Below are 13,403 nucleotides of genomic sequence, written 5' to 3' on the forward strand. Positions count from 1 at the left end.
TTACCGCGCTGCCCTGTTTACACGCGCCGCAAACGGCGTATTCAGACCGCATGCAAGAGACACGACTCAAACGAGAGGCGGTACTGGCCGCCGGACAACGGGTCCTCAGGACCGAAGGCGAGGCCGTCCTGAAGATGGCCGACGCGCTGCCCGGGGATTTCTTCGCCGCGGTGGAGGCGATGCTGGCCTGCCGCGGGCGGGTGATCCTGTCGGGCATCGGCAAATCGGGCCATGTCGCGCGCAAGATCGCGGCGACGCTGGCCTCGACCGGCACGCCCGCGCAATTCGTCCATCCCGCCGAGGCGAGCCATGGCGATCTGGGCATGGTGACCAATGCCGATGTCTGCATCCTGATCTCCAATTCCGGCGAGACGGCGGAACTGGGCGACATGATCCAGCACGCGCGGCGCTTCTCGATCCCCTTGATCGGCATCTCCAAGAACCCCGACAGCACCCTGATGCGCGCGGCCAATCTGCGGCTGACGCTGCCCAACGAGCCCGAGGCCTGCACGATCGGCATGGCGCCCACCACCTCGACCACGCTGACGCTGGCGCTGGGCGACGCGCTGTCGGTGGCGCTGATGGAGCAGCGCGGTTTCCTGCACGAGCATTTCCGCGTCTTCCACCCCGGCGGCAAGCTGGGCGCGCGACTGGCGCAGGTGCATCAGTTGATGCATGAGGCGGACGAATTGCCGTTGGTCGGGGCGACGACGCCGATGCAGGAGGTCCTGCTGGCCATGACCGGCAAGGGCTTCGGCCTCGCCTGCGTGGTGGATGGCGAGGGGCGGCTGACCGGCGTCATCTCGGACGGCGACATCCGGCGCAACATCGACGGGCTGATGGCCAGGACCGCCGGCGACGTGGCCACCCGCACGCCCAAGACCGTACCGCCCGACATGCTGGCGGCCGAGGCGCTGGCGGTGATGAACGACCGCAAGGTGACGGCGCTGGTGGTGGTGGATGGCGAGGGGCGGCCGGTGGGCCTGCTCAGGCTGCATGTGCTGCTGAAGGCGGGGCTGGCCTGAGGGGTGGCGCTTGTGCCTAGCAATTTATGATTTTGTTTGGCATGATGTGCCAAGCAAAAGATGAAAGTGCTAGGCATGACGCCCTTGAGCAGCATCGCGACCAGCGCCTATACCGACCTCGTGCGGCTTCTGAAGGATGACGCGCTGTCGGGCGTCGAGGGCAAGCCGACGCTGAAGACGCGCGGCGACAAGGGCTATTGGTACGCGGCCCGCCGGGTCGGGACCGAGACGCGCTTCGTCTATATCGGCGAGGACAGCGCCGAGACCCGCACCCGGATCGACCGGATCGAGGAATTGCGCGCCACGGCCCAGACCCGGCAGGCCGAACGCGCGCGCCTCGTGCGCCTGCTCCGGGCCGAGGGGATGACGCCCACGGATCGCGCGACGGGCGCGATCCTGTCGGCGATGGCCGCGGCGGGGGTCTTCCGGCTGGGCGGCACCATCGTCGGCACCAATGCCTTTCGCCTCTATGAGGGGGAACTGGGCATCCGCCTGCCGCTGGGGGGCATGGCCAATACCGGCGACATCGACATCGCCCAGTTCGAGAAGCTCAGCATCGCGCTGGAGGATCAGGTGGATCCCGGGCTGGCCGAGACCTTTTCGGCGCTGAAATTCGATCCCTTGCCCGCGCTTGATGCGCGCCGGACCTGGCGCTGGGCGCAGGGCGGCAGCGGGCAATTGGTCGAATTCCTGACGCCCGCCTTCGGCGAGGAGAGCTTGCGCGACCTGCCGGCGCTGGGGGTCAGTGCGCAGGGGCTCAACTATCTGAATTTCCTGATCGCCGAGCCGATCCCGGCGGCCGCGCTCTACCGCGCGGGCGTGCTGGTGCAGGTCCCGCGGCCCGAGCGCTACGCGATCCACAAGCTGATCGTCGCCGACCGGCGCCGCGACGGGGCTGGCAGCCTGCGCGCGGTCAAGGACCGCGAACAGGCGGCGTTCCTGATCGAGGCCATGGCCGAGGACCGGCCGGACGACCTGTCCCGCGCGCTGGAGATCGCGCGCGGGATCGGGCCGCGCTGGCGCGAACGGCTGGAGGCCTCGCTCGCCCGGATGCCCGAGACGCGGGCGCTGCTGGCCGGTCTCTGACGCCTATTCCGCCGCGAGCTGCGCCGCGTCATACCCCGCTTCTCCCTCGAAGGGCCCGTCGATCACCCGTTGCAGCGAGTAATCGGTCAGCAGCTTCTCGCGGTGCCATTCCTCGGCCATCGGCGCATGGGCGAATTCGTGGAAACAGGGGGTGCCCAGCGTCCAGTGCAGGAGTTTCGCCTGCGGGTTCGGGCCGAATTCGTCGGGCAGCCAGTTCCAGACCTTCGGGATCTCGCCGATCAGATCGTCCGTCAACCAGGTGAAACGGTGCAATTGCGCGCCCGTCGCATTCATCACGAACTCGGGCGTGACCACGGCATTGGCCGGATGCCCGCAATTCCACAGCACGACCGAGGACCAGTTCTTGCGCGGGTAATTCTGGTTCTTCGCGCCCAGATACTTTGTTTCCATCTTCGTCTTGTAGTCGTGATGCACGCACATCACCGCCTTGCTGTCATCCCTCAGCGCCCAGAGCCTGGCGATGTCGTCGCGAAACAGCATGTCGCCGTCGACGAACAGCGCCCAGCCCTTGTAGCCCATCAGATGCGGCAGCAGGAACCGGCTGTAGATGAACTGGTTCGAGCCGTCGGTATGGGTTTCGGCGTAGCCCTGAAGGCCCTTCAGCGCCAAGGGCGTGAAGGCCACGGGGACCGAGGCATGGCGGATCACGCTGTTGGCGCAGACGTGATAGGCCACCGCCTCGCGCGGGTCGTAGCCGATGAAAAGGTTGATCATGGGGGCGCTCCGGCGTCGGTGAGTGATGCGCCGGTTGTGGGGGGGCGGGGAGGCCTGCGCCTTGATCGGGATCAAACCGGGGGGCGATGGGCGGAAAGCGGCCGGGACCGGCGATAAAGCCATGCGGCCCAGAGCCAGATCGCCAGTTCCAGCGCGAAGGTCCAATGCAGCAGGAAGCTGATTACCCAATGGTCATAGGTCGGCGGCACCGTGACCAGGTGGAAAAGCTGCGGGCTGAACGGGGCGCCCCACAGGATCCCGCCGTTGATGCTGTCCAGGATCAGGTGCAGCAAGAGGCCGGCAAAAAACGCCAGCGCCGGGGCGCGGGCCGCGCTGCGCCAGACCAGCGGCAGGACCAGCAGGGCGATCGCCGCCCAGAACAGCGGCACATGGGTCCAGTAGCGGTGATGGTTCACCTGGCCCTGGTCGATGAGGTGAAACCACAGCATGTCGATGTCGGGCAGGACCGCTCCGATCAGCGCGGCGGGGATCACCCAGCGGCCGGGCGGGGCATGGCGGGCGAGGACATAGCCCGAAGGGAGATGTGCGGTCAGCATGACGGCACCATGGCGGTCAGGCGGGGACGGAGCCAATCACCTCTGCGCGAGCCAGTCGGCGCCGGTCAGCATGCGGCGGATGAGCGCGCTTTGGCCGCTGCTGCCGGATCGCGCGTAGATCCGTTTCGAGGCGCTGCGGGCGGTTTCCAGCGTCCAGCCAAGCCGTTCCGCGGCCTCGGCCAGCGTCAGCCCGTCGCAGAGCAGCACCGCCAGCGCCGTCTCGCTGCGGTTGAGGTCGAGCGAGCGCGCGAGGGCGGTGGCGTCCAGCGTGGCGGCGGCGGGGGCCTGCCGGACCCCCGCCCGGACCAGCGGGTCGAGGCCGGGGGCAGGGGCGGCAAGGCCGGGATGGAGGGCGAGCTGGGTCAGGGGATTGCGCGAGAGGGTCACCATCCCGGGGGTTTCGGTCCCGGTAACGGCCTGATCCAGAGCCCGGCGGAAGGCGCGGGTCAGGAGCGGGTCGCCGAGGTCGAGCCGTCCGTTCGCCGCCAGCCGGGGACCGAGCAGGGCGCGGGCGGTGGCATCGGCCTCGATCACCCGGCCGCTGGCTTCGAGCCAGAGCCAGCCGGCCCCCAGCGCCCGGGCCAGCCGCGCGCTTTCCTGCGCAGCGGCACGGTCGCGGGTCAGCGTCAGCCAGGTCTTCACCCCCTGCGCCAGATGAACCGACAACCGGTCCAGCAGCGCCGCATCCACCGCGCGGAAATCGCGCAGGGGATGGGTAAGCACAAGCCATGCCTGGGCCTCCGGGCGCGGCGACAGGCGGATCAGCCGCATCGGCGCGGGGGTGGCCAGTTCGTCCTGCGCATAGACCCGGTCCCGGCGGAGCGGGCGCAGAACCTCGGGCGGGGGCAGGGGCGCGGGGGTGCCGACATGGGCTTCATGCAGGCCCGCGGCCTCGATCCTGAGCAGCGCCCCCCGGGCCCGCGTCAACTCGGCCAGCGCCGAGAGAAAGGGCTGCCAGGCCTCCACCCCCGCCCCGGCGGCCGAGGCGTGGAGCAGGCGCAGGACCTCGGTTTCGGGGCTGCCTCCCAGCATGTCGGGGCTGTCCTCCGCTGGTATCCGCATGAGACCCCCCATTTGGGGGGTGATGACAGATAGGCGCGCTGCTATCTGCCCGTCAACGACAAAGACAAGGATACGGGAATGTCCGTGAAGACCCTGACCCACCTGCAGCGGCTGGAGGCCGAGAGCATCCACATCCTGCGCGAGGTGGTGGCCGAGGCTGAAAAGCCCGTCATGCTCTATTCCGTCGGCAAGGACAGCGCCGTCATGCTGCATCTGGCGAAGAAGGCCTTCTACCCCGCGCCGCCGCCTTTCCCGCTGCTGCATGTCGATACGACCTGGAAATTCCAGGCCATGTACCAGCTGCGCGACAAGGCCGCGCGGGATGCGGGGATGGAGCTGCTGGTCTACCAGAACCCCGAGGCCAAGGAGCGCGGCATCAACCCCTTCGACCACGGGTCCCTGCACACCGACATGTGGAAGACCGAGGGGCTGAAACAGGCGCTGGACCTCTACGGCTTTGACGCGGCCTTCGGCGGCGCCCGGCGGGACGAGGAGAAATCCCGCGCCAAGGAGCGGGTGTTTTCCTTCCGCTCGGCCAACCACCGCTGGGATCCGAAGAACCAGCGCCCGGAACTCTGGCGGCTCTACAACGCCCGCAAGGCCAAGGGCGAGTCGATGCGGGTCTTCCCGATCTCGAACTGGACCGAGCTGGATATCTGGCAGTACATCCACCTCGAAGGCATTGAAATCGTGCCGCTCTACTTCAGCGCCCCGCGCCCGACGGTGACGCGCGACGGGCTGATCCTGATGGTGGACGATGACCGCTTCCCGCTTCGCGAGGGCGAAGAGCCGGTGATGCGCTCGGTCCGCTTCCGGACGCTGGGCTGCTACCCCCTGACCGGCGCGGTCGAGAGTACCGCGCAGACGCTGCCCGAGGTCATTCAGGAAATGCTGCTGACCACCACCAGCGAGCGGCAGGGGCGGGCCATTGACCACGATCAGGCCGCCTCGATGGAGAAGAAGAAGCAGGAAGGGTACTTCTGATGAGCGATCCCGTTTACAAGACCGACGCGCTGATCGCCCAGGACATCGACGCCTATCTGGAAACCCACCAGCACAAGACCATGCTGCGCTTCATCACCTGCGGGTCGGTGGATGACGGCAAGTCGACGCTGATCGGGCGGCTGCTTTACGATTCGAAGATGATCTTCGAGGATCAGCTGGCGGCGCTGGAAGCCGACAGCAAGCGCGTCGGCACCCAAGGCGGCGAGATCGACTTCGCCCTTCTGGTCGACGGCCTCGCCGCCGAGCGCGAGCAGGGCATCACCATCGACGTGGCCTATCGCTTTTTCGCGACTGAAAAGCGCAAGTTCATCGTCGCCGACACGCCGGGCCACGAGCAATACACCCGCAATATGGTCACCGGCGCCTCGACCGCCGATCTGGCCGTGATCCTGATCGACGCGCGCAAGGGCGTGCTGACCCAGACGCGGCGGCATTCCTATCTGGTGAACCTGTTGGGCATCAAGAACATCGTGCTGGCGGTCAACAAGATGGATCTGGTCGGCTACGATCAGGCGGTCTTCGACCGGATCGTCGCCGATTACCGGGCCTTCGCCTCCTCCATCGGCATCACGGATTTCACCGCGATCCCGATTTCCGGCTTCAAGGGCGACAACATCACCGCCCCCTCGGCCAATACTCCCTGGTATCAGGGTCCGGCCCTGCTGCCCTATCTGGAAAGCGTCGAGGTCGATGCCAGCGCCGATCAGGCGAAGCCTTTCCGCCTGCCGGTGCAATGGGTGAACCGGCCGAACCTCGATTTCCGGGGCTTTGCCGGGATGATCGCCTCGGGCGTGGTGCGGCCGGGGGACGAGGTGCGGGTGCTGCCCTCGGGCAAGACCTCGAAAGTGGCGCGGATCGTGGCGCTGGAGGGCGACCGAGATCTGGCCGTCGCGGGCGAATCCGTGACCATCACCCTGACGGACGAGATCGATTGCTCGCGCGGGCAGGTGATCGTCGCCGCCAAATCACCCCTCGAGGTCGCCGACCAGTTCGAGGCGGCGGTCGTCTGGATGGACGAGGTCGAGATGGTGCCGGGCCGCGCCTATTGGCTGAAGATCGGCACCCAGATTGTCAGCGCCACGATCAGCCAGCCGAAATACGAGATCAACGTCAACACGCAGGAACATCTGGCGGCCAAGACGCTGGATCTGAACGCGATTGGCGTGGCGACGGTGACGACGGACCGCGAGATCCCCTTCGCACCCTATGCCGAGAGCCGCGATCTGGGCGGGTTCATCCTGATCGACAAGCTGACCAACCGGACCGTGGGCGCCGGGATCCTGCATTTCTCGCTGCGCCGGGCGTCGAACATCCACTGGCAGGCGACCGACATCACGCGCGACCACCACGCCTCGATGAAGCACCAGAAGCCGGCGGTGGTCTGGCTGACCGGGCTGTCCGGCTCGGGCAAGTCGACCATCGCCAACGCGCTGGAGAAAAAGCTGGCGCGGATGAACCGGCATACGTTCCTGCTGGACGGCGACAACGTGCGGCACGGGCTGAACAAGGATCTGGGCTTTACCGAGGCCGACCGGGTGGAGAACATCCGCCGGGTGGGCGAGGTGGCGAAGCTGATGACCGATGCGGGGCTGATCGTCATCACCGCCTTCATCTCGCCCTTCCGGTCCGAGCGCGACATGGTGCGCGGCATGATGCAGCCCGGCGAATTCGTCGAGGTTTTCGTGGATACGCCGCTCAGCGTGGCCGAGGGGCGCGACGTGAAGGGCCTTTATGCCAAGGCGCGCTCGGGGCAGCTGAAGAACTTCACCGGCATCGACAGCCCCTATGAGGCGCCCCAGACGCCCGAACTGCGCATCGACACCACGGCAACCAGCGTGGACGAGGCCGCCGATCTGATCATCGCCCGGCTGATCCCCTGACGATACGGGCCCGGCGGGCGCTGCCTGCCGGACCCTCCCGTCCCGGTGCCGGTTTTTTCGGCGCCTGCCGCGAAAAGCGGCTGCGACAGGGCAGGGCAAGCGTTTCACGCTGGCATGCGGCGCGTCTCGGCCTAAGGTGGGGCTGAAAACGATCCGTGCGACAAGGCCCCTGCGAATGGCAATCTACGCCTCGATCCACCATCTGACGCATTACACCTATGACCGGCCGGTGACGCTGGGACCGCAGATCATCCGCCTGCGACCGGCGCCGCACAGCCGGACGCGGGTCATCTCGCATTCCTTGAAGGTCAGCCCCGGCGGGCATTTCGTGAACCACCAGCAGGACCCTTACGGGAACTGGCTGGCGCGCTTCGTCTTCCCCGACCCGGTGCGCGAGTTCAAGATCGAGGTCGATCTTGTGGCCGACATGACGGTCTACAACCCCTTCGATTTCTTCGTCGAGGAAAGCGCCGAACACTGGCCCTTCGAGTATCCCGAGGAGCTGAAAGAGGATCTTTCGATCTACCGCACGCCCGAGGCCGAGGGCCCGCTTCTGGCGCAGCTGATCGGCGGGCTCGATTTCAGCCGCCAGCGCACGGTGGACATGCTGGTCGGGCTGAATGCCCGCATCGCGCAGGTGGTGAATTACACGATCCGCATGGAGCCCGGGGTGCAGACGCCCGAGGAGACGCTGGGCATCGGCTCGGGGTCCTGCCGCGACAGTTCCTGGCTGCTGGTGCAGGTGCTCAGGCATCTGGGATTCGCTGCGCGCTTCGTCTCGGGCTATCTGATCCAGTTGACGCCCGATGTGAAATCGCTGGATGGCCCGTCCGGCACCGACCACGATTTCACCGACCTGCATGCCTGGGTCGAGGTGTTCCTGCCCGGCGCGGGCTGGATCGGGCTTGACCCGACTTCGGGGCTGTTCACGGGCGAAAGCCATATCCCGCTGGCCGCGACGCCGCATTACCGCAACGCGGCGCCGATCTCGGGCGGGTTCACGGCGGACCCCGGCTTGAAGACCGATTTCGCCTTCGACATGCAGATCCGCCGGGTGGCCGAGCATCCGCGCATCACCAAGCCCTTCTCGGACGAGGCCTGGGACCGGCTCAACGCGCTGGGCCGCAAGGTCGATGCCGACCTGACCGCGGGCGATGTGCGCCTGACCATGGGCGGCGAGCCGACCTTCGTCTCCATCGACGATTTCGAAAGCGCCGAGTGGAACACCGCCGCCGTCGGGCCGCAGAAGCGGGCGCTCGCCGATGACCTGATCCGCCGCCTGCGCCAGCGTTTCGCGCCGGGCGGTTTCCTGCATTACGGGCAGGGTAAATGGTATCCGGGCGAAAGCCTGCCGCGCTGGACCTTCTCGCTCTACTGGCGCCGCGACGGTCAGCCGGTGTGGAAGAACCCCGATCTCGTGGCGCGCGAGGCGCCGGTTGCCTCGCCGGCCACCGCCGACGATGCCGGGCGCTTCATGGCGGCTTTCGCGAAGAACCTGGGCCTCGACCAGGGCTTTGCCCAGCCCGCCTATGAGGATCCGGCGGAATGGATCCTCAAGGAAGCCAACCTGCCGCCGAATGTCTCGCCCGAGAATTCCAAGCTGAAGAACCCCGAGGACCGGGCGCGCTATGCCAAGGTGTTCAACCAGGGCCTGACCGAGCCCGCGGGCTATATCCTGCCGATCCAGCGCTGGTGGCAGGCGGCGGACAAGCCCGCCAAATGGCGCTCGGAACTGTGGAAGCCGCGGCGCGGCAAGATCTTCCTCATTCCCGGCGACAGTCCGGTCGGCTTCCGCCTGCCGCTGGGCTCGCTGCCCTATATCCCGCCCGCGCAATATCCCTATTCCTATCCCGCCGATCCCACGGTGCCGGTCCTGCCGCTGCCCGATTTCCACGACCGGCTGGAGGCCCGCCGCCGCGCCATCGCCGAGGAAGCGCGCCGCATCGCCCAGGAAGAGGCCGAGCAGGCGATGATGGTGCCGCCGGTCACGCCCGGCCATGCGCAAGGCTTCCGCCCCGGCGCGGCCGAGGCCGAGCGCCAGCGCTACCAGCCGCAGGATGCGCATCTGGGCGACGGGGTGGATCCGGCGGGCGGCTGGGTGCGGACCGCCATCGCCATGGAGCCCCGGGACGGGCGACTCTGCCTCTTCATGCCGCCCTGCGAAACGCTCGAGGAATACCTCGAACTCATCGCCAATGCCGAGGTGACGGCGGCCGAGCTGAACTTGCCCCCGCATATCGAGGGCTATTCGCCCCCGCATGATCCCCGCCTCAACGTGATCCGCGTGGCCCCCGATCCGGGGGTGATCGAGGTGAACATCCACCCCGCCCATAGCTGGGAGGATTGCGTCGCCACCACCGAGGCGATCTATGACGAAGCGCGGCAATCGCGGCTTGGCGCCGACAAGTTCATGATCGACGGTCGCCACACCGGGACCGGCGGCGGGAACCATGTGGTGGTGGGGGGCGCCACCACGCTCGACAGCCCCTTCCTGCGCCGCCCGGACCTGCTGAAATCGCTGATCCTGATCTGGCAGCGCCATCCCGCGCTGAGTTACCTCTTCTCGGGCCTCTTCATCGGGCCGACCAGCCAGGCGCCCCGCATCGACGAGGCGCGGCATGACACGCTTTATGAGCTGGAAATCGCGCTGGGCCAGATCGGCGATCCGGTGAACGGCGGGGCCCTGCCGCCGCCCTGGCTGGTGGACCGGCTGCTCAGGAACATGCTGACCGATGTGACCGGCAACACCCACCGCTCGGAAATCTGCATCGACAAGCTCTATTCCCCCGATGGCCCGACCGGGCGGCTGGGGCTGGTCGAGTTCCGCGGCTTCGAAATGCCGCCCCATCCGCGCATGAGCCTCGCCCAGCAATTGCTGCTGCGCGCCATCATCGCGCGCTGCTGGAAGGCGCCGGTGCAGGGCCGTCCGGTGCGCTGGGGCACGGTGCTGCACGACCGCTTCATGCTGCCGCATTACCTGTGGGAGGATCTGCTCAGCCTGCTCGCCGACCTGCGGCTGCATGGCTACGACATGGACCCGGTCTGGTTCGAGGCCCAGGCCGAGTTCCGGTTCCCCTTCTGCGGCCAGATCGAGGCGGAAGGCGTGCATCTGGAGCTGAAACAGGCGCTGGAGCCCTGGCATGTGCTGGGCGAGACGGGGGCCATCGGCGGCACCGTGCGCTACACCGACAGCTCGGTCGAACGCCTGCAGGTGAAACTGACCACGCTGCATCAGGACCGCTACCGCGTCATGGTCAACCGCCGTCCGGTGCCGATGGCGCGCACCGGCACCTCGGGCGTCAGCGTCGGCGGGGTGCGGTTCAAGGCCTGGCAACCGGCGGAAAGCCTGCATCCGGTGCTGCCGGTCAACACGCCGCTGGTCTTCGATGTCTACGACGACTGGACGGGCCGGGCGATTGCGGGCTGTACCTATCACGTGGCGCATCCCGGCGGGCGCAATTACGACACCTTCCCGGTCAATGCCTACGAGGCCGAGGCCCGCAGGCTCGCGCGGTTCGAACCCCATGGCCACAGTGCCGGGTCCTATCGCCCGGCGCCCGAGACCCCGCACCCCGAGTTTCCTTTGACGCTTGACCTTCGGCGCCCGCCGGGGCTGATGTGAGCGGCAGGAGACCCCCATGCCGCCCGCCCTGCCAGATACCGAGCCGGATCTTTTCGCCGACTATGCCCGCCTGCCGGGCGTGGCCGACGAGGTGTTCGACGGCGACGGCCGGATGCGGCCGGTCTGGCAGCGCTTCGTCCAGCGTTTCGCCCGGCTGACACCGGCCGAAATCGCGGCGCGGTTCGAGCGCGGCAACCAGTATCTGCGCGACGCGGGCGTCTATTTCCGCCAGTATTCCGGCGACCCGATGGCGGAACGCGACTGGCCGCTCTCGCATCTGCCGGTGATCCTGCATGACAGCGAATGGGCGCAGATCTGCGCCGGGCTGGCCCAGCGCGCGGATCTGCTGGAGGCGGTGGTGGCCGACCTCTACGGTCCGGGAAAGCTGGTCAGCGAGGGGCATCTGCCCGCCTCGCTGATCGCCGCCTCGCCGCAATGGCTGCGGCCGATGGTGGGGGTCGAGCCGCCGGGCGGCCATTACCTGCACCTGCTGGCCTTCGAGATCGGCCGCTCGCCCGACGGCTCCTGGCTGGTGCTGGGCGACCGGATGCAGGCGCCCTCGGGCGCAGGGTTCGCGCTGGAGAACCGCATGGCGACCGGGCGGATCTTCCCCGAGCGTTTCCCGCGGGCCTATATCCACCGGCTGGCGGGCTTTTTCGGCGAGTTCAAGGCGGCGATGGCCGGTCTCGCGCAGGCGGGCGGCGATCCGGCGGCGCGGGCGGCGATCCTGACGCCGGGCCCCTCGAACGACACCTATTACGAACAGACCTATATCGCGCGCTACCTCGGCCTGATGCTGCTGGAAGGCGAGGATCTGCTGGTCGAGAATGGCGAGGCCAAGGTCCGCACCATCGAGGGGCCGCAGCCGCTGGGCGTGCTCTGGCGGCGGATCGACGCGGCCTTTGCCGACCCGCTGGAGCTGAACGCCGACAGCCGGATCGGCACCCCGGGACTGGTCGAGGCGGTGCGGGCGGGCAATCTTGCGCTGGTCAACGCGCTGGGCTCGGGAGTGCTGGAAATGCGGGCGATGATGGCCTTCCTGCCGCGCATCAGCGAGGTGCTGACCGGCAAGCCGCTGACCCTGCCCAATATCGCCACCTGGTGGTGCGGCGGCGCGGCCGAACGCGCCTATGTGCGCCAGAATGCGGCGCGCATGCTGATCGGGCCCGCGCTGTCCTCGGACCTGCCCTTCGACGTGGCGGCGCAGGCCGCCCCCGGCGCCAAGCCCGCCCGCGACCCCCGCGCCTGGATCGAGGCCGAGGGGCCCGCGCTGGTCGGGCAGGAGGCGGTGGCGCTGTCCACCACCCCCGCCTGGGTCACCGCCCCGGGCGAGACGCTGGCCGAGGGGCGGATCCTGCCGCGCCCCATGACCATCCGGGTCTTCGCCGCCCGCACGCCGCAGGGCTGGCGCTTCATGAAGGGCGGCTATGCGCGGATCGGGCATTCGGGCGATGCCTCGGCGCTGGCGATGCAGAAGGGCGGCTCGGTCGCCGATGTCTGGATCGTCTCGGACCGGCCGGTGCCGCAGATCTCCATGTCGCCGCGCGCCGACGAGCCCTTCCGCCGCGCCAGCCCCGGCGTGGTGCCCGCGCGGGCTGCCGACAACCTCTATTGGCTGGGCCGCTATGTCGAGCGGACCGAGGACGCGATCCGCCTGATCCGCGCCTATCACCTGCGGCTGGCGGCGACCGACAACCCGGCCGATCCGCTGCTGCGACGGCTCAGGGCCTTTCTCAGCGGTTATGGCATCGACGTCGCCCAGCCGATGCCCGAGGCGCTGCTGCACCGGATCGGCGCGGCGCGGCTCTGCGCGGCCAAGGTGCGCGACCGCTTTTCCGTCGATGGCTGGGCGGCGATCACCGACCTCGACCGCACGGCGCGCAGCACCTTCAGCAAGATCGAGCCCGGCGACGACGCGGCCCGCGCCATGGGTATCCTGGTGCGCAAGATCACCGGCTTTTCGGGGCTGGTGCAGGACAACATGTACCGCTTCCAGGGCTGGCGCTTCCTGTCGATGGGCCGGGCGCTGGAACGGGCCGATGCGCTGACTGCGCTGCTGCACGGTCTGACCGATGCCGAGGCGCCCGAGGGGGCGCTGGACCTCGCGGTCGAGGTCGCCGACAGCGTCATCACCCATCGCCGCCGCTATTCGGTCGAGACCTCGCGCAACACGGTCGTGGATCTGCTGGCGCTCGATGCGGACAACCCGCGCTCGGTCCTGTTCCAGATCCGGGCGCTGCGCGAACAGGCCGCGGCCCTGCCGGGCGCGATGGAGAACGGCCGCCTCGCGCCGCTCTCGCGCGCCATCGTGCCGATCGACGCGCTCCTCAGCGTCACCGCGCCCGAGAGGATCCGCCCGGCCCATCTGCTCAGGCTCAGGGCGCAGCTTTCCGGCATTTCCGACCTGATCACCGCCGCCTACCTGCGGTAA

At 68.3% G+C, this 13,403-nt stretch carries 9 protein-coding genes; 6 read left to right on the plus strand and 3 right to left on the minus strand.

The window, feature by feature from the left end; genetic code table 11:
• Positions 1–50 precede the first annotated feature (50 nt).
• On the plus strand, positions 51–1,025 hold the full coding sequence (locus DDE23_RS15250) for a KpsF/GutQ family sugar-phosphate isomerase (protein WP_107752622.1): 975 nt from the start codon (positions 51–53) through the stop codon (positions 1,023–1,025).
• A 75-nt stretch (positions 1,026–1,100) separates the two neighbouring features.
• Positions 1,101–2,111, plus strand: coding sequence for a nucleotidyltransferase family protein (locus DDE23_RS15255; RefSeq protein ID WP_192883734.1), 1,011 nt, complete (start codon positions 1,101–1,103; stop codon positions 2,109–2,111).
• A 3-nt stretch (positions 2,112–2,114) separates the two neighbouring features.
• Here the strand turns inward: DDE23_RS15255 and DDE23_RS15260 are convergent, their stop codons facing one another.
• From DDE23_RS15260 to DDE23_RS15270, 3 genes are all read right to left on the minus strand, one after another.
• Positions 2,115–2,846 (minus strand): glycosyltransferase, encoded by a 732-nt coding sequence (locus DDE23_RS15260; protein WP_107752623.1) that lies wholly within the window; start codon positions 2,844–2,846, stop codon positions 2,115–2,117.
• A gap of 71 nt (positions 2,847–2,917) precedes the next feature.
• Positions 2,918–3,403: a metal-dependent hydrolase gene (locus DDE23_RS15265; protein WP_107752624.1), complete on the minus strand. Its 486-nt coding sequence runs from the start codon at positions 3,401–3,403 to the stop codon at positions 2,918–2,920.
• A gap of 36 nt (positions 3,404–3,439) precedes the next feature.
• Positions 3,440–4,465: a hypothetical protein gene (locus DDE23_RS15270; RefSeq protein ID WP_133239577.1), complete on the minus strand. Its 1,026-nt coding sequence runs from the start codon at positions 4,463–4,465 to the stop codon at positions 3,440–3,442.
• A gap of 45 nt (positions 4,466–4,510) precedes the next feature.
• Between DDE23_RS15270 and cysD the strand changes: the two genes are divergently transcribed.
• From cysD to DDE23_RS15290, 4 genes are all read left to right on the plus strand, one after another.
• The gene (cysD, locus tag DDE23_RS15275) at positions 4,511–5,449 is read left to right on the plus strand and encodes a sulfate adenylyltransferase subunit CysD (protein ID WP_272947886.1); all 939 of its coding nucleotides are present in this window, start codon (positions 4,511–4,513) and stop codon (positions 5,447–5,449) included.
• A complete protein-coding gene (gene cysN, locus DDE23_RS15280) occupies positions 5,449–7,350 on the plus strand; it encodes a sulfate adenylyltransferase subunit CysN (RefSeq protein ID WP_107752627.1) in 1,902 nt (633 codons plus the stop codon). The genes cysD and cysN overlap by 1 nt, the downstream gene beginning before the upstream one ends.
• 175 nt (positions 7,351–7,525) lie before the next feature.
• Positions 7,526–10,972: a transglutaminase family protein gene (locus DDE23_RS15285; protein ID WP_107752628.1), complete on the plus strand. Its 3,447-nt coding sequence runs from the start codon at positions 7,526–7,528 to the stop codon at positions 10,970–10,972.
• Positions 10,973–10,988: 16 nt separating this feature from the next.
• Positions 10,989–13,403: a circularly permuted type 2 ATP-grasp protein gene (locus tag DDE23_RS15290; RefSeq protein WP_107752629.1), complete on the plus strand. Its 2,415-nt coding sequence runs from the start codon at positions 10,989–10,991 to the stop codon at positions 13,401–13,403.

Source organism: Pararhodobacter aggregans, from assembly GCF_003075525.1.
In the GTDB taxonomy this organism is placed as follows: domain Bacteria; phylum Pseudomonadota; class Alphaproteobacteria; order Rhodobacterales; family Rhodobacteraceae; genus Pararhodobacter; species Pararhodobacter aggregans.